Origin of the sequence: Fictibacillus enclensis, from assembly GCF_001457035.1 — a bacterium.
GTDB lineage: Bacteria > Bacillota > Bacilli > Bacillales > Fictibacillaceae > Fictibacillus_C > Fictibacillus_C enclensis.
In genome coordinates this window covers 215,700-232,578 of sequence record NZ_KQ758618.1, presented here as the reverse complement: position 1 = coordinate 232,578, position 16,879 = coordinate 215,700, and the positions used below count along the sequence as shown (strand labels likewise).

The following is a 16,879-nucleotide window of genomic DNA, read 5'->3' as shown; positions in this document are numbered from 1 at the left end:
ATGTACTTCTTTTAGCTGATCGTTTTGTGCAAACAAAAAAGCCCTCCCTTCGGAGAGCGAATCAACAGTAACTCATTTTTCAATGATTACAATTGCTTCACCTTTTCCTCGAAGGATCGCACATGCGGCTAAGGCAGGTCTCCTGACTCTCGGTCATCGAACATCTTCTCCTTCCCATTCTTTAACGAACAGTGGATATAAAAGAAGCTCTACCGATTACAGTGGCGGGACCGTGCTGGGATTGAACCAGCTTCCCTTTTAACGTTTTATTTGACATAAAACGGACCTTAACCGTTATTCAGCTATTTTCATTATAACGCTTTGCCGTAAAATGAAAAGGTTATTTTACGGCCGCCTTATGGGCAGCCGCCGACTCGTGCTCCTGCCAGTCTGATTTCAGGAGGCCTAGCACGTGTATATCATAATAGCGCTCCTCATCATAGTGAGCCAGCCGCCTGATCCCCTCTCTTTTAAAACCAAGAGTATCAAGAAGATGCAGGCTTCTCTCGTTATATTCGAATACCTCTGCATCTATCCTGTGCGTTTCCTCCTGAAATAGATGGTGAAATATCCCTTTCAAAGCTTCGCGCATATATCCTTTTCCTCTCTCCTCGCCCAGCCCGAACCGGAGCCACCCGAAACGCTGAATGCTCCCCATCCAGTTAAAGCGGACATAGCCCACCGGCTTCCTGCTTTTCTTTTCCAATACCATCAAATAAGTTTCATTTGGGAGTACAAGGCTTTTTTCGATATCCTGCCTCTGGTTGCCTTCGTTGATAATGGTCATGCCTCCGGTAGACATCTTTCGAAACAAAGGATCGCTTTTCCAGTGAGCAATAACCCCTGCATCACTCGATTTGATTTCGCGGATACAGAGCCGTTCAAGGTTCATTTCGAACATCGACATGTTTCTCACTCCCCCTTCAATCTCCAAAATTCTATTGTTGTAATACTTATCATAATATGAGTCTATGTAACAAGGAATATCTATCTTTATGTTCTTCTTAAAACCTGTTTGATTCACATCACGGAGTCAATCAGAAAAAAGCAGGCCACATGTTAATATGACCTGCTTCTTTATCATTTTGAAAGTGCTTCGCTTTTAAGAAGTCGTGAGCAAATTTCATCAGCAACCACATTGGTTGTAGACTTCCCTCCAATATCGGGTGTTTTATATTGATCCTCGGTCACTTCCTCGATGACATCAATAAGTCTCTGTCCCAGCTCAGCTTCACCAAAATGATCCAGCATCATTTTGGCTGTCCATATCTGTCCAATCGGATTGGCAATATTTTTGCCAACGATGTCAGGAGCAGAGCCATGGACCGGCTCAAACATGGAAGGATACTTTCCGTTCACATTCAGGTTAGCAGCCGGAGCAATTCCGATACTTCCCATAATGGCTCCGCCGATATCTGTTAAAATATCACCAAATAAATTACTAGCAACGATTACGTCAAAGATTTCCGGTTTCGTGACGAAGGCCGCTGCCAGAGCGTCGATATGATAAGAGGCGGTTCCAATATCAGAATAATCCTTTTGTACATCTCGAAACACTTCATCCCAGAACGGCATCGAATGAACAATTCCATTGGATTTGGTTGCAGACGTCACATGGTTCTTACGCTGTTTGGCAAGGTCAAATGCATATCTCATTGCCCTTTCCGTGCCCTTTCTTGTAAAAACAGCATTCTGTATCGCCGTTTCATCCTGGCCGCTGTGAATCCTTCCTCCTACTTCACTGTACTCTCCTTCACTGTTCTCTCTCACAACGAGGAGATCAAAATCTTTTGGATTAACAAGTGGTGAACGAAGTCCTTTGAAATATTTAGCCGGGCGGATATTGATCGTTTGCTCAAATGCCCTTCTAATTTTAATGAGAAGGCCCCATAAGGATATATGATCGGGAACCATTTCCGGATTTCCCACAGCCCCCAGAAAGATCGCATTAAAATTTTTTAGCGTTTCAAGTCCTGACTCCGGCATCATTTCTCCATGTTCAAGGTAATATTCACAGCTCCATGGAAATTCGGTAAAGCTGAATTTCAAGCCGCCGTGGAGCTCAGCAATAGTGTTCAGAACGTTTAATGAAGGCGGAACCACTTCTTTGCCTATTCCGTCTCCCGGTATAACCGCAATATCAAAATGCTTCAAGACTATTTCCTCCTCTTTCCGTTAACTTACGTATCCGTTTTCATTATGCGCTCTGTTGTTTAAATTTTCAATCTTATTGACCGCTTGTTTACCACCACCGCTCTATCGGAAATTGGCATTTATCCGGCATTCTGCTTTCCGCTACTAAACATACTAATGAAGAAGACACGACTTGATTTTTAAAGGAAGAAACATCCATGAAAAAAAGCGTCTTCGTTTTCATCCTGCTCTATGCGCTATTTTATGCTTCCAGTGTTTTATTCCCGATTGACCGTGAATGGTATGATGCGTTAAACAAACCTTCGTGGATCCCTTCCGGACAAACCATCGGCATGATATGGGCAGCAGCCGTGATTTATCACAAATACGGTTTCCGGCCGAAAGCATTCTGGCTGCTGTTTGTGATCAATTACGTGGTCAATCAGCTTTTCAGTTTTTTTCAATTTGTGGTTGCTCTGACAACACTGCTGCTGATAATCGTTGCCGTCAGGCTTTCTCCAAGCTCACGGCCTGGCTCCTCGTCCCTTATTTGCTCTGGAATAAAAAAACAGGCTGGAACCATTTGGTTCCAGCCTGTTTTTATGTTACTAAAATTACTTTTTAAGGTTGTAGAATGCGCTCAAACCAGGGTAGCGGCTGATGCTTGCCAATTCGTCTTCGATGCGAAGAAGTTGGTTGTACTTCGCTACGCGGTCCGTACGGGACGGAGCACCTGTTTTGATTTGGCCGGCGTTTGTTGCTACTGCGATGTCAGCAATTGTGCTGTCTTCACTTTCACCAGAACGGTGAGAGATAACTGCAGTGTAGCCTGCACGTTTTGCCATTTCGATTGCGTCGAATGTTTCAGTCAACGTACCGATTTGGTTCACTTTGATCAGGATGGAGTTACCCACGCCTTGCTCAATTCCTTGAGCCAGTTTGTTTGTGTTAGTTACGAAAAGGTCATCCCCAACAAGTTGAATTTTGTCGCCAAGACGGTCAGTCAACAGCTTGTGGCCATCCCAGTCGTTTTCATCCAAACCATCTTCGATTGAGATGATTGGGTATTTAGAAACAAGATCTTCATAGAACGCAACCATTTCTTCAGAAGATTTAACTACACCCTCACCAGAAAGGTGGTATTTTCCGTCTTCTTTGTTAAAGAGCTCGGAAGAGGCAACGTCCATTGCCAAACGAACTTCTTCTCCAGGCTTGTATCCTGCTTTTTCAATAGCTTCCATGATTGTTTGAAGCGCTTCTTCGTTAGAAGAAAGGTTAGGAGCGAATCCGCCTTCGTCACCAACAGCTGTGTTCAATCCTTTTTCTTTAAGAACGGATTTCAGGCTGTGGAAGATTTCAGAACCCATACGAAGAGCTTCTGAGAAAGTCGGAGCGCCAACAGGCATTACCATGAATTCCTGGATGTCCACGTTGTTGTCGGCATGCTCTCCACCGTTCAGGATGTTCATCATTGGAACTGGAAGAGTTTTAGAGTTGAATCCTCCAAGATACATGTATAGAGGAATACCAAGAAGGTCTGCAGCAGCACGGGCAACCGCCATGGAAACACCTAGGATGGCGTTAGCTCCCAATTTCCCTTTGTTTTCAGTTCCATCAAGCTCGATCAACGTTTTGTCGATGCCGACTTGATCCAATGCATCATAGCCAATCAATTCAGGAGCGATAATGGTATTTACGTTATCTACTGCTGTTTTTACACCTTTACCAAGGTAACGGCCTTTGTCTCCGTCTCGAAGCTCAACTGCTTCATATTCACCTGTTGATGCACCGCTTGGAACGATGGCACGTCCGAATGCACCGGACTCTGTGTAAACTTCTACTTCTACTGTTGGATTCCCGCGGGAGTCCAATACTTCTCGAGCATAAACTTCAATAATTGCTGACATAGTTATTCTCTCCTTTTCAATTGTGGTTAATATTTCAGGAATCAGGCGAACCTCCAGGGGCCCTCTGTCGATTGCCTGATTACGGTTGCATGATTCAATCTTTGATCAATGATTCGCCGGTCATTTCTTTCGGCTGCTTGCCGCCAAGCAGTGTCAGGAATGTCGGAGCGAGATCGGCAAGTTTGCCGCCGTCCCGAAGTTCAATGTCTTTTTTCGTTACAATAACCGGCACCGGGTTGGTGGTGTGAGCAGTCATAGGCTTGCCTTCGAGCGTTACCACTTCATCAGAGTTTCCGTGGTCAGCTGTAATAATGGCATAACCGTCTTTTTCAAGGATGGCATCGACTACCTTGCCGAGACATTCATCGACAGCTTCAATTGCTTTAATTGTAGGCTCGAGCTTACCGGAATGTCCAACCATATCCGGATTGGCAAAGTTCAAAATAATCGCGTCATGCTTCTCAGCTTCGATCTCTTTCACTAGAGCATCGGTTACTTCATATACGCTCATTTCCGGCTTTAAGTCATACGTCGCTACTTTTGGAGAGTTAATCAGAATCCGAGTCTCACCTTCAAATTCAGCTTCGCGTCCGCCGCTGAAAAAGAACGTGACGTGCGGGTATTTTTCTGTCTCTGCAATACGCAGCTGCTTGTAGTTTTGTTGAGATAGCACTTCACCCAGTGTGTTATCCAGGTTCGTCGGCTTGAATGCGACATCGCCTTTTACCGTTTCACTGAAGTTTGTCAGACACACAAAGTGAATGTCCTTTGGCAACTTGTCTCCACGGTCAAATCCGCGGAAGTCTTCGTTTGTGAACACCTGGGAAATCTGAATGGCACGGTCCGGACGGAAGTTACAGAAAATAATTGAATCTCCATCCTGAATGGTAGCCACCGGCGTTCCGTCTTCGTTCTTGAGAACGGAAGGAAGAACGAACTCATCGTAGATTTCATTTTTGTAGGAGTCTTCCACCACTTCAAGCGGATCGGTATAATCAGGTCCTTCGCCATAAACCATGGCCCGGTATGATTTTTCTACACGATCCCATCGCTTGTCGCGGTCCATTGAATAGTAACGGCCGGACAAGGTTGCAATTTGTCCTACACCAAGCTCTTTCATCTTATCAAGCGTCTCTTGGATGTAACCTTTTGCCGATTGCGGAGGAACATCCCTTCCGTCCAGGAAGCCATGAAGGTATACCTTTTCTACTCCCTGTCTTTTGGCCGTTTCAAGCAAGGCAAAAATATGGTCGATGTGACTATGGATTCCTCCATCGGAAAGAAGGCCGAAAATATGAAGGTTTGTCCCTTTTTTCTTCACATTGTCCATGGCATCAATGAACGTAGGGTTTTCATAGAATTCCCCTTCTTTGATCGCAAGGTTTACACGGGTAAGACTCTGGTAAACAATACGGCCTGCACCAATATTCAAGTGCCCGACTTCTGAGTTCCCCATTTGTCCCGGAGGAAGCCCAACCGCTTCACCGCATGCAGTCAAATGATTGTGGGGATAAGTTTCCCAATATCGGTCAAAGTTTGGTTTCTTTGCGTGCGCTACGGCATTTCCTTTTTTTTCATCGCGGCATGCAAATCCATCAAGAATAATCAGTGCTACAGGTTTGTTAGGCATTGTTTACACCTTCCAAAAGTTGAAGAAAAGACTGCGGTTCAAGGCTTGCTCCTCCAACAAGAGCTCCGTCAATATCGGACATGCCCATCAATTCTTTGATGTTGCCTGGCTTTACACTGCCGCCGTATTGGATACGGACTGCGTCTGCCGCTTCTTGTGAGAATTGTCCAGCAATCACACTGCGGATATAAGCACATACTTCATTAGCATCTTCAGAAGAAGCTGTTTTTCCTGTACCGATTGCCCATACTGGCTCGTAAGCAACCACAGTACACTTGACTTGTTCTTCAGAAAGGCCTTGAAGCCCTTTTTCCGTTTGTGACTTAACGACATCTTTTGTTTGATCAGCTTCACGCTGTTCAAGCGTTTCACCTACGCACACGATTGGAGTCAATCCATGTGAGAATGCTGCCTTTGTTTTTTGGTTAACAAGCTCATCTGTTTCACCAAAATATTCACGGCGTTCGGAATGGCCAAGAACAACATAGCCAACTTCAAGATCCTTCAGCATAACCGGGCTGATTTCCCCCGTAAATGCTCCGCTTTCTTCATAATGCATGTTTTGCGCACCTACTCCAAGGTCAGTTCCTTTTGATGCTTGTACAAGAGCGTCAAGGAACAATGCCGGAGCACAAACGACAGAATCCACTGTGTCAGCAGACGGAATGGATCCTTTCACTTCTTCGACAAATGATTTTGCCTCTGAAAGTGTTTTGTTCATTTTCCAGTTTCCTGCAATAATCGGTTTTCGCATGTTTTTCACCTTCCTAAGAACGTACAAAGCGCCCGCAAGGTTCAGAGGACAATGCGGGAGATTGCACGAATCTTCGTCGATTTCTTTTCAAATGTAATACTTAGGACTTACTTGTCGTTCAGTGCAGTAACTCCAGGAAGCTCTTTGCCTTCCATGAATTCAAGAGAAGCACCGCCACCTGTGGAGATGTGGCTCATTTGATCAGCATAGCCAAACTTTTCAACGGCTGCTGCAGAATCTCCGCCGCCAATCACACTGTAAGTGTCATTTGCCTCTGCAAGTGCTTCTGCAATGGAGCGAGTACCTTTGGAGAACGCATCAATTTCGAAAACGCCCATTGGCCCATTCCATATTACAAGTTTCGAATTTTTAATGGTGTTTTGGTACTTTTCAATCGTTTTCGTACCAATATCAAGACCTTCCCAATCAGATGGGATGGAATCAATGCCTACCACTTTTGTATTGGCATCATTAGAGAAATCGTCCGCAACAAGGATATCTTCAGGAATCAGGAAGTTCACGCCTTTTTCCTTCGCTTTCTCCATAAAGCTCTTCGCGGTTTCGATTTTGTCTTCTTCGAGCAGTGATTTACCAACATCATAGCCTAGCGCTTTGATAAATGTATAACCCAAACCGCCGCCGATGATCAGGTTGTCCACCTTATCAAGAAGGTTATTGATTACATCAATTTTGTCCTTTACTTTTGCGCCGCCGATGATGGCTGTAAACGGACGTTCAGGATTAGATAGAGCTTTTCCAAGTACATCAAGCTCTTTTTCCATCAAAAAGCCTGCAACTGCCGGAAGAAGCTTTGCAACTCCCTCTGTGGATGCATGGGCACGGTGAGCCGCACCAAACGCATCATTCACATAGACATCTGCCAATTCAGCAAATTTTTGCGCCAGTTCAGGATCATTCTTTTCTTCTCCAGGATAAAAACGGACATTTTCAAGAAGGATGACGTTTCCGTTCTCAAGGCCAGTCAGTGCCTTTTTCACTTCTTCCCCGTAGGCTTCATCTGTTTTGACAACTTCTTTTCCAAGAAGATTGCTCAAACGCTGGGCTACCGGGTTTAAGCGAAGCTCTTCCACCACTTGGCCTTTCGGTCGTCCAAGATGGCTGGCCAACAGCACTTTGGCCCCTTGCTCTGTTAAGTATTGAATCGTTGGGAGAGCCGCACGAATTCGAGTATCGTCGGTAATTTCTCCATTTTCCATCGGAACATTAAAGTCAACGCGGCAGAACACCACTTTGCCGTTAACGTCGATGTCACGAACTGTTTTCTTGTTCATAAGTATAACCTCCTGACAGTCTTGAATAGAGAAGAAGAGAATCCTTGGTTCACAACCTAGTTTAACCTAAAACAGGCATGAGAAAACGGGAAGTTCAGATCAATGCCCGCCTCCCATAAAATCAGTGCTTTCAAAGGAAAGAGGGTAAGGGCCTTTAACAACCCTTCCCCTCCAGTTTAATTCTCTCTTTTATTAAAGGCCTTTTTTAGCAATAAAGTCAACAAGGTCTACAACACGGTTGGAATAACCAGTTTCATTGTCATACCAAGAAATAACTTTTACCATGTTGCCTTCCATAACCATTGTAGAAAGACCATCAACTGTAGAAGAGTTAGTGTTTCCGTTATAGTCAGTTGAAACAAGCGGCTCGTCACTGTATCCAAGAATTCCTTTAAGAGGGCCAGCTGCGGCTTCTTTCAATGCTGCGTTCACTTCGTCAGCAGAAACTTCTTTGTCAAGTTCAGCAACAAGGTCAACTAATGATACGTTTGGTGTAGGTACACGCATTGCCATACCGTTAAGTTTTCCTTTAAGCTCTGGAAGTACTAGTGAAACGGCTTTTGCAGCACCAGTTGTTGTAGGAATGATGTTTTCTGCAGCAGCACGTGCACGACGGTAATCTTTGTGCGGAAGATCAAGGATCTGCTGGTCATTTGTGTAAGAGTGAACAGTAGTCATCATACCGCGTTTGATACCGAATTTTTCGTTAAGAACCTTAGCAAATGGTGCAAGGCAGTTTGTTGTACAAGAAGCGTTGGAAAGAACGTGATGGCTTCCTGCTTCGTATTTGTCTTCGTTAACACCCATTACGATGGTGATATCTTCATCGCTTGCAGGAGCAGAGATGATAACTTTTTTAGCGCCAGCTTCAAGGTGTTTAGCAGCATCTGCACGTTTTGTGAAACGTCCAGTAGATTCAACTACTACTTCTACACCAAGGTCTCCCCATCCCAATTGAGCTGGGTCGCGCTCAGCCAATACTTTGATTTCTTTTCCGTTTACGATTAGTGAATTTTCACCAACTTCAACAGTAGCATCAAGTTTGCCATGCACTGTGTCATGCTTTAATAGGAAAGCAAGCATGTTTGCATCAGTTAAATCATTTACTGCCACTACGTCAACCTCAGGGTTGTTTAGTGCTGCACGAAATACGTTACGACCAATACGGCCAAATCCATTAATACCAACTTTAGTTGCCATTTAAAATGACCTCCTTATTATTAGAAGAAAAATATAGTTAAAGAGCAATGCTCTTTAGTCACAAAAAGTTACATAGATTTTCATGTTCCTGAAAGAAGTTTATTAGCGGCTCCTTCATCAGTCACCAGAACTTTTTTCGGACCATGTTTCATAAATGCTGCAATGGCTTCCGCTTTCGAAGAGCCACCGGCAACAGCCATGATAAAATCACTATGCTTCAGGTCGTTCAATTGAAGACCTATCGTTCGAACGCGATGGACAACTTCTCCCTTTTGATTGAAGTAGTAGCCAAAAGCCTCCGCTACAGCTTTTTCGCGTTCCAGCTTTTCGAGCACAGCAGAAGAAGAATTTCTTCTGTTTGCCATTGTTTTAGCATCGCCAATCCCATGGATGACTATACTTGCGGAATGAATCAGTTCCATCACTTCTTTTACCCCGGGTTCTTCCATCAGTGAGAGGTAGGTTTCCTTGCTCAGTTGATCGGGCAAATGAAGCAGACGGTACTTTCCTCGGGCTTTTGCTGCCATGGTCGAACAAATGGTGTTCGCCTGGTTTTCGACTTTTTCACCAAGACCGCCTCTGGCCGGTACAAACAGAAGATCCTGGTCTTTCGTCCCGGGTGTCATCATTTCAGCGACTGAGGCAGTGGTTGTTCCACCGGTTACCGCAATCACATGATGACCGGTGAGCTCCTGCTTAAGCCTCATGGCAGCCGCTTTCCCCATTTCGTTTTTAATCCATGGCTCTTTATCACTATCGCCCGGAACAATAATCACTTCCGACAAACTTAAGTTTTCCCTTAACCTCATTTCTAAAACGCGAAGACCCGAAAGTTCATTAATAAGAACTTCAAGTCGTTCAAGGACACTCAATCCTTCTTGTGTCAGTGACATTCCTCCAGGAAGAATGGACAGCAGCCCCTGATCTTTCAAAAAGTTAACTTCGGAACGGAGAACCCTTTCCGTCATATTAAGGTTAACTGCAAGATTTCGTCTGCCGATTGGTTCATGGAAACGAACAATTTTTAAAATGCTGTACCGTTTTGTCATGACTTCCAGAAGATCTGGCAAAAGCTTCTTCTGTACTTCTATTAAATCGTTCATCTTGCATTCCCCTATCTTGTATACGGCAGAACATCAGAGGAGTCCAATACCAGGGACAAAAATCGTCCCGGATAGTCATTTTGCGTCCCGACTAGGGGATAAAAAAATGACTATCGTTTAAGTCTTCTTCATTCTAACAAAAGATGTGACAACATTTCAACAAAAATTACTTATTAATTGTTAGTAAGCGCTTTCTTAAGTTCTCTTTATTGATTTGTCCGTATTGAAGCTCTTCACCCTCTGCCGCTATTACCGGGATCATCAGCCCGTATTTTTCAATCAATTCGTCTGACTGGTAAATATCAATCTTGCGGATCTCCAATGGCATTTCTTCCTGGAGCTCCTCTAATATCATATGTGCTTTATCGCAAAGAGGACAGTGATTTTTCGTATAAAATGTAATGGTAATTGGACTCATTTAGTTGTTCCCCCATTGGACTCGTTTTATTCATCTAATTTTTCCATGTTTTTCTTTTAACGAAAAAAGAAAAACAGCTCTTTGGCTTAAGAGCTGTCATGAGTACCTTTTCCGTTTGGATGAAGAAGGGATATTCAATTCTTCTCTATATTTCGCTACAGTTCTTCTTGAAATACTTAACCCTTTTTCCGAAATCAGCTTTTCGGCAATCGCCTGGTCCGAAAGGGGTTTGGCTTTGTCCTCGGAATCAACCAGTTTTTTGATCGCGAGCTTTGCGGTTTGTGCAGATGCATTCTCTCCGCCTACTGTTTCTATCTTGGCTGTAAAAAAATACTTTAGTTCAAACGCTCCTCTTGGCGTCTGAATGACTTTGTTTTTGACTGCCCGGCTGACAGTCGATTCGTGCATACCGATCCGGTCAGCGACCTCCTTCAAGGTCATGGGAACAAGGTGCTCCGGTCCCCACTTTAAAAATCGCTGCTGAGCTGATACAATCTCTTTGGCAATCATGATCAGCGTGTTTTTCCGCTGCTCCAGGCTCTTTTGCAGCCATTGAAGCTTTTGGAAGTGTTCCTGCAAGTATTGTGCAGCCCCGCCGGCTTTTGTTTGGAGAAGATCGGCATAGCCTTCATTCAACCGGATTTTGGGTATAAATTGTTCGTTAACGGCAAGGGAATAGCTCCCATTGTTCTCAGTGACGGATAAATCGGGATACAGGTAACCCATATCAGATGGCTGTGAGAGTTTCCTGCCTGGTTTAGGATCAAGTGACTGAATAAAGTCTGCCGCCTGTTCAGCCTCCTGGACGGTAACAGCGAGCAAACTTGCAATCTGCCTCAGTTTTCTCTCTGCGAGCAGATCCAGATAGTGATCCGCCACCTGATACGGCAGATCATACTCTGACATCCCCAATGCCTTCATCTGAAGAATCAGGCATTCCCTTAGGTTTCTTGCTCCTATTCCAGCCGGCTCCAGCTGATGCAGCCAATCGATGCACTCATGAAATAAAGCAGAAGGAATGGTAAAGCGTTCAAGCATTTCCTCCTTGGTAATGTCCAGATACCCTGCTTCGTCAATATTCAGTATAAGGTAACGCACCACAGCTGCCTGGTTTTCAGGAATAGGCATATCAAGCACCTGATGAAGAAGATGGTCATGCATGGTTAATTCGGCCGGCTGCATCCTCCCGATTATGTCAGCATCCTGGTGAGAACGGTCTTTTTGAAGCGCTTTCTTTTTACTTTTCTCGAAAACAGCGGATGATTCGGACAACTCGATTAACGGGTTCTCTACCGCCTGTTCCTGTAAAAACCGAGAAAGTTCATAGCAAGGATATTGCAGGATGGCAATGGCCTGGCGAAGCTCAGCTGTCATAACAAGACTTAAGTTTTGTTGTTGAAATAAACCCAGCTCCATACGAATCCCTCCTATAGCTATGATACTACAGATTCGCAAAGCACAACACTTTTTCTTAATAGAAGCTGTTTCCAAAAAACAAAAAAAGAGCCATGACTGGCTCTTTTTATCACGCTATTAAAGTTTAGTAACGTTAGCAGCTTGTGGTCCGCGAGCACCTTCAACGATTTCGAAAGATACTTCTTGACCTTCGTCTAAAGATTTGAAACCTTCAGATTGGATTGCAGAAAAGTGTACGAATACATCGTCTCCGCCTTCAACTTCGATGAAGCCGAATCCTTTTTCTGCGTTAAACCATTTTACTTTCCCGTTTTGCATGGGTATATCCTCCTGTCAGCGCATTTAAAGCGCTTTAAAAATTGGAACCATGTTACATTGCTACTAACTAAAAGCAAAACATTTACCGTTTACATCCAGCATCATAACACGTATATGGTCAGGACAACTATATCACGGGAATTTCCAATTGTCAAAAGGAGGAGAAATATTATTTAATGTTTACACCCTGAAATTTTTCATTAGGGTAGTAACAAGGAATCTGATACGATATAAACAGTTGAAAAAAAGGAGTGCTAAAACAATGGCTGAACAATTTTCAGTGAAATTTTTCGAAGAGAACTTTTTGCAATATATCGAGCGGAACAAGGATGTGTTTACAAAATCCCATGCCATGAACGCGTATTACCGCTCCATCGTAGGCACGCTCATCAACGACCATTTAAATAAGAACGGAGAAATTGTCAGGCGGATCCGCAACTTGGAAGAAGCATACAACAATATAAAAAATTCGTAAGGTGCAGACGTTTATCTGCTGGCACAACACTCTTTATCTCTGAAAACTTTAGGGCGGGCAGGTTTAAATCCCGGCAACCCGGGAATGATGAAGATAGTCCAAACATATTGTTAAATAAAGGATTGTTGCGCCTCTACATAGAATTAACAAACTAAGAAGCTTTTCGTTTGACCTTTTTTGACCTTTTTTGTATGATGACAGTAACACATGAAAACACACCCTATAAGGAGGATTATTCATGAATTTAATTCCTACAGTTATTGAACAAACAAACCGTGGCGAACGCGCATATGATATTTACTCCCGTCTGTTAAAAGACCGTATTATCATGCTTGGAAGCGGAATTGACGACAATGTTTCAAACTCCATCGTGGCCCAGTTGCTCTTCTTGGCTGCCGAGGACCCTGAAAAGGATATTTCCCTTTACATAAACAGTCCTGGCGGATCCATTACAGCTGGTATGGCGATTTATGACACCATGAACTTTATTAAGCCAAATGTTTCAACGATCTGCATTGGTATGGCTGCTTCCATGGGAGCATTCCTGCTTGCAGCCGGTGAAAAAGGAAAGCGTTATGTCCTACCGAACTCTGAAGTCATGATTCACCAGCCGCTCGGCGGAACACGCGGTCAGGCAACGGATATCGAAATTCATGCCCGCCGCATCATCCAAATGCGTGAACAACTAAACAAGATTCTTTCCGAAAGAACTGGACAGCCACTTGAAGTCATCGAGCGCGACACCGACCGCGACAACTTTATGCTGGCTGAAGATGCTGTAAAATACGGATTGGTTGACCGGGTGATTTCTTCTGTAGAAGATCCAAAAAACCTTTAAAACAATAAAAAAAGCCGCTCGCCAATGAGCGGCTTTTTTCAATTTGGAGGGTGGAATGAATTTTTACAACGTCTTGATTTCCATCGGCGTAATTGTTATCTTTCTAGTGATTCTTGCAATGTTCGCCAAAACAAAAAAATAACAAAAGGGCAAAAGTGGAATAACGATGATCTCATCATCGCAAACGGCTTTTGCCCTTTTATTTGTTGCTTGTCCTAGTCGCGTTCTGTAATAAAAGCTTCAAGCCCCTTCATGGCTTCTTCTTCATCATGGCCGCTCACAGAGATGGTAATATCCACGCCTGAACCAATGGCAAGGCTCATGATACCCATAATGCTTTTTGCGTTTACACGCTTTCCGTCTTTTTCAACAAACACTTCCGAATTGTAACGGTTCGCTTCCTGAACAAACAAGGCTGCGGGACGAGCTTGCAGTCCAGTTTTCAATTGAACGGTTACCTGCTTTTCAATCATGGCTGTTCCTCCTTAATAGATATATAAAATGATGGGGTGCTTTATTTAGAAATGGGTTGGCCTAAACGAATTTTGTTAGCGATTTCATCGATCTTACGCAGACGGTGATTGACACCGGATTTGCTGACAGGTCCGGAGGAAACCATTTCCCCGAGCTCTTTCAGTGTGATTTCCTGATGAGCCACCCTGAGTTCGGCAATTTCACGGAGCTTATCGGGAAGCACTTCTAGTCCAACCTCATTTTCAATAAACTTAATGTTTTCAACCTGCCTCATCGCTGCCCCGACTGTTTTATTCAGGTTGGCTGTTTCGCAGTTTACCAGACGGTTCACCGAGTTTCTCATATCCTTTAAAATCCTTACATCCTCAAAGTACAGCATCGCATTGTGCGCGCCGATCAGAGTCAGGAATTCGGATATTTTTTCACCGTCCTTCAAATAAATAATATACCCTTTTTTCCGCTCGAGCATTTTCGCTTTAAGATCAAAGGTATTCATTAATTCGCAAAGAGCGGCAGTATGTTCTTCATACATGGAAAAAATCTCGAGATGATAGCTTGTCTCAGGATGGTTAATGGAACCGCCCGCAAGAAAAGCTCCTCTCATGTATGATCGGCGGCAGCACGCTTTTTTTTGAATCTCATCTGCAATGCCGCGGTTAAATGTAAAGGTTTCATCTATAATATTTAAATCCTCAAGCAGAGTCCTTGCTTCCCGAGTCAGCCTTACAATATAGACATTGTTCTTTTTCAGCCTCATCTTTTTACGGACAAGAAGCTCTACATGAAAGGAATATACTCTCTTAATCAATGTATAGATTCGACGGGCGATTGCTGCATTTTCAGTTGGAATGTCCAAAACAATCTGACGGTTGGAAAAAGAAATGGAGCCATTCATCCGAATAAGTGCCGCCAGTTCCGCCTTTGCACAGCAATCTTTGATTTCAAGCTTGGTTAGTTCTTTTTTGGTTTCTGCTGCAAATGACATCTTTTTCTCACCCCTCTCCTGTCCTGTACGGTAACGTGAGGGTAACACTGCTGCTGTCAGCCTGAATTTCTGATTATTTTCTTCGTTACAGCAACGAAAGAAGAAGTTCAGATACACGTCTCGCATCATGGCGTACTAATGTGCCGTATTGAATTATATTATCACTAATAATGTCAAAACCAAAAGATTTTAAACGTTCCATATCACATAGAACCTGCTCGGCTCCTTCTTCGCGATATAGCTCAAGAAACTCGGCAGGTATAATTTCATTGTTTACAATCACTACATCAATGATTTTTTCCCCAAAATGGTCAATCAGTGCCTGCACATGGTCACTGGCTGAAAAGTGGTTGGTCTCCCCTTTTTGGGTCATGGCATTACAAACATAAACTCTAGGCACCGTTGACTTAGAAACTGCCTCCCGAATACCCCCAACCAATAAATTGGGAAGGATGCTTGTATAAAGGCTTCCCGGTCCCACCACAATTAAATCGGCCTCATTGATCGCATCCACGCTTGCTTGCAGCGGTTCTATATGGTCAGGTGTCAAAAATACACGTTTGATTCGTTTGTTCCGCAAAGGAATTTTTGATTCACCTGTGATGATTGATCCATCTTCATATTCTGCGTTTAAGATAACGCTTTTATTAGCTGCCGGAAGCACCTGTCCACGTACGTTTAACACTTTGCTTAATTCCTTGATTCCCATGACGAAATCCCCTGTGATATCATGCATGGCAGCAAGCAGCAAATTTCCGAGGGAATGCCCGGTAATGCCGTCACCCGTTGTAAACCGGTGCTGGAAAAGCTGTTCCACAAGCGGTTCTACCTCTGATAAGGCGGCAAGAACATTGCGTATGTCGCCTGGAGGAGGCATATCGTAATCTTTTCTAAGGCGCCCTGAGCTTCCGCCATCATCAGCGACCGTTACGATGGCCGTGATATCAACAGGAAACCTTTTTAAGCCTCTCAAAAGAACAGAGAGCCCTGTTCCCCCTCCCAGAACGACGACTTTTGATATAGGTTTCATTTATGACTTATCCTTTCCCATGTCACGATGGCTGCTCAACGTTACAAATTCCTTGGACAGAGCGTTTTTAATGTACTCTGCCAGAGCAACCGAACGGTGCTTGCCTCCTGTGCAGCCGATTCCGATAATCAGCTGGCTTTTTCCTTCCCGCTTATATTGCGGGATCATAAAGTTTAACAAATCGATCAGCTTTTCAAGAAACGTCTTGGTTTCCGGCCATCGCAGTACATATTCTGAGATATCCGGCTCAAGCCCTGTCCTTGGACGCATATGATCGATGTAATGCGGGTTCGGCAAAAACCGAACATCGAACACGAGATCCGCATCAATTGGCATTCCGTATTTAAATCCGAACGACATAACGTTCACTGTAAACGGATGCGATTTTTCCGGTGAAAAACGCTCAATGATTTTTTCGCGCAATTGAATCGGTTTGAGGTCAGTCGTGTCGATCACCTGCTGTGCACGGCCCTTCAGTTCTTCAAGCATTTCTCTTTCCTGCATGATGCCCTGAAGAGGGTTTCCGCTTTTCGCCAACGGATGCGACCGCCGCGTTTCTTTATACCTGCGGACAAGTGCGGCATCTTTGCTTTCAAGATAAATAATTTGAGGCTGAATGTGCGAATGAACAGGAAGCTGGTCCAGCGTTGAAAACAGCTGGTCAAAAAACTCGCGGCCCCTTAAGTCCATAACAAGCGCCACCTTGTTCAGCTTTCCATGCGACTCTTCCATAAGCTCTACAAATTTAGGCAGAAGGGCGGGCGGAAGATTATCAACACAGAAGAAACCAAGGTCTTCAAAGCTTTGCATCGCTACGGTTTTTCCGGCACCTGACATCCCTGTAATGATTACCATTTGTACATCCTGCTTTTCCATGGCCGCTCTCCCCCTTGTCGAATCGGTTTG

At 44.0% G+C, this 16,879-nt stretch carries 17 protein-coding genes, 1 pseudogene and 1 riboswitch; of the genes and pseudogenes, 3 read left to right on the top strand and 15 right to left on the bottom strand.

Annotation, left to right across the window (positions count from 1 at the left end; genetic code table 11):
• Nucleotides 1-115 precede the first annotated feature (115 nt).
• Nucleotides 116-305, bottom strand: a riboswitch (cobalamin riboswitch).
• 35 nt (nt 306-340) lie between these two features.
• Nucleotides 341-907, bottom strand: coding sequence for a GNAT family N-acetyltransferase (locus AS030_RS11560; RefSeq protein ID WP_061972007.1), 567 nt, complete (start codon nt 905-907; stop codon nt 341-343).
• Nucleotides 908-1,080: 173 nt separating this feature from the next.
• Nucleotides 1,081-2,154, bottom strand: coding sequence for a tartrate dehydrogenase (locus AS030_RS11555; protein WP_061972006.1), 1,074 nt, complete (start codon nt 2,152-2,154; stop codon nt 1,081-1,083).
• Between the two features lie 197 nt (nt 2,155-2,351).
• On the opposite strand from AS030_RS11555, the pseudogene AS030_RS23040 reads away from it, so the two are divergent.
• Nucleotides 2,352-2,758 (top strand): annotated as a pseudogene (locus AS030_RS23040) (TspO/MBR family protein).
• On the opposite strand, the gene eno reads toward AS030_RS23040, so the two are convergent.
• From eno to cspD, 9 genes are all read right to left on the bottom strand, one after another.
• The gene (gene eno / locus AS030_RS11550) at nt 2,748-4,040 is read right to left on the bottom strand and encodes a phosphopyruvate hydratase (protein WP_061972005.1); all 1,293 of its coding nucleotides are present in this window, start codon (nt 4,038-4,040) and stop codon (nt 2,748-2,750) included. The pseudogene AS030_RS23040 and the gene eno overlap by 11 nt on opposite strands.
• 94 nt (nt 4,041-4,134) lie before the next feature.
• Nucleotides 4,135-5,670 carry a 2,3-bisphosphoglycerate-independent phosphoglycerate mutase gene (gene gpmI / locus AS030_RS11545; RefSeq protein ID WP_061972004.1) on the bottom strand — a complete coding sequence of 512 codons (1,536 nt, stop codon included), beginning with the start codon at nt 5,668-5,670 and terminating at the stop codon, nt 4,135-4,137.
• Nucleotides 5,663-6,424: a triose-phosphate isomerase gene (gene tpiA, locus AS030_RS11540; RefSeq protein WP_061972003.1), complete on the bottom strand. Its 762-nt coding sequence runs from the start codon at nt 6,422-6,424 to the stop codon at nt 5,663-5,665. Before tpiA ends, gpmI begins: the two co-directional genes overlap by 8 nt.
• A 107-nt stretch (nt 6,425-6,531) precedes the next feature.
• The gene (locus AS030_RS11535) at nt 6,532-7,716 is read right to left on the bottom strand and encodes a phosphoglycerate kinase (protein WP_061972002.1); all 1,185 of its coding nucleotides are present in this window, start codon (nt 7,714-7,716) and stop codon (nt 6,532-6,534) included.
• 192 nt (nt 7,717-7,908) lie between these two features.
• Nucleotides 7,909-8,916 (bottom strand): type I glyceraldehyde-3-phosphate dehydrogenase, encoded by a 1,008-nt coding sequence (gene gap / locus AS030_RS11530; RefSeq protein WP_061972001.1) that lies wholly within the window; start codon nt 8,914-8,916, stop codon nt 7,909-7,911.
• A gap of 80 nt (nt 8,917-8,996) precedes the next feature.
• On the bottom strand, nt 8,997-10,019 hold the full coding sequence (locus AS030_RS11525) for a sugar-binding transcriptional regulator (RefSeq protein ID WP_061972000.1): 1,023 nt from the start codon (nt 10,017-10,019) through the stop codon (nt 8,997-8,999).
• A 166-nt stretch (nt 10,020-10,185) separates the two neighbouring features.
• The gene (locus AS030_RS11520) at nt 10,186-10,437 is read right to left on the bottom strand and encodes a glutaredoxin family protein (RefSeq protein WP_240482324.1); all 252 of its coding nucleotides are present in this window, start codon (nt 10,435-10,437) and stop codon (nt 10,186-10,188) included.
• 96 nt (nt 10,438-10,533) lie between these two features.
• Entirely contained in the window at nt 10,534-11,853 is a 1,320-nt protein-coding gene (gene rpoN / locus AS030_RS11515; protein WP_061971999.1) for an RNA polymerase factor sigma-54, read from the bottom strand.
• 117 nt (nt 11,854-11,970) lie between these two features.
• The gene (gene cspD / locus AS030_RS11510; protein ID WP_061971998.1) at nt 11,971-12,171 is read right to left on the bottom strand and encodes a cold-shock protein CspD; all 201 of its coding nucleotides are present in this window, start codon (nt 12,169-12,171) and stop codon (nt 11,971-11,973) included.
• Between the two features lie 262 nt (nt 12,172-12,433).
• On the opposite strand from cspD, the gene yvfG reads away from it, so the two are divergent.
• Nucleotides 12,434-12,646 carry a protein YvfG gene (gene yvfG / locus AS030_RS11505; RefSeq protein ID WP_061971997.1) on the top strand — a complete coding sequence of 71 codons (213 nt, stop codon included), beginning with the start codon at nt 12,434-12,436 and terminating at the stop codon, nt 12,644-12,646.
• A 238-nt stretch (nt 12,647-12,884) separates the two neighbouring features.
• Nucleotides 12,885-13,484 carry an ATP-dependent Clp endopeptidase proteolytic subunit ClpP gene (gene clpP, locus AS030_RS11500; protein ID WP_061971996.1) on the top strand — a complete coding sequence of 200 codons (600 nt, stop codon included), beginning with the start codon at nt 12,885-12,887 and terminating at the stop codon, nt 13,482-13,484.
• Between the two features lie 215 nt (nt 13,485-13,699).
• On the opposite strand, the gene AS030_RS11495 is transcribed toward clpP, so the two are convergent.
• The 4 genes from AS030_RS11495 to rapZ all read right to left on the bottom strand — a co-directional run bounded on the left by AS030_RS11495 (nt 13,700) and on the right by rapZ (nt 16,849).
• Nucleotides 13,700-13,957: an HPr family phosphocarrier protein gene (locus tag AS030_RS11495; RefSeq protein WP_061971995.1), complete on the bottom strand. Its 258-nt coding sequence runs from the start codon at nt 13,955-13,957 to the stop codon at nt 13,700-13,702.
• Nucleotides 13,958-13,998: 41 nt separating this feature from the next.
• Nucleotides 13,999-14,943: a DNA-binding protein WhiA gene (gene whiA / locus AS030_RS11490; RefSeq protein ID WP_061971994.1), complete on the bottom strand. Its 945-nt coding sequence runs from the start codon at nt 14,941-14,943 to the stop codon at nt 13,999-14,001.
• Between the two features lie 85 nt (nt 14,944-15,028).
• The gene (locus tag AS030_RS11485; RefSeq protein ID WP_061971993.1) at nt 15,029-15,973 is read right to left on the bottom strand and encodes a gluconeogenesis factor YvcK family protein; all 945 of its coding nucleotides are present in this window, start codon (nt 15,971-15,973) and stop codon (nt 15,029-15,031) included.
• The gene (gene rapZ, locus AS030_RS11480; RefSeq protein WP_061971992.1) at nt 15,974-16,849 is read right to left on the bottom strand and encodes an RNase adapter RapZ; all 876 of its coding nucleotides are present in this window, start codon (nt 16,847-16,849) and stop codon (nt 15,974-15,976) included. It lies immediately after the preceding gene.
• Nucleotides 16,850-16,879 lie beyond the last annotated feature (30 nt).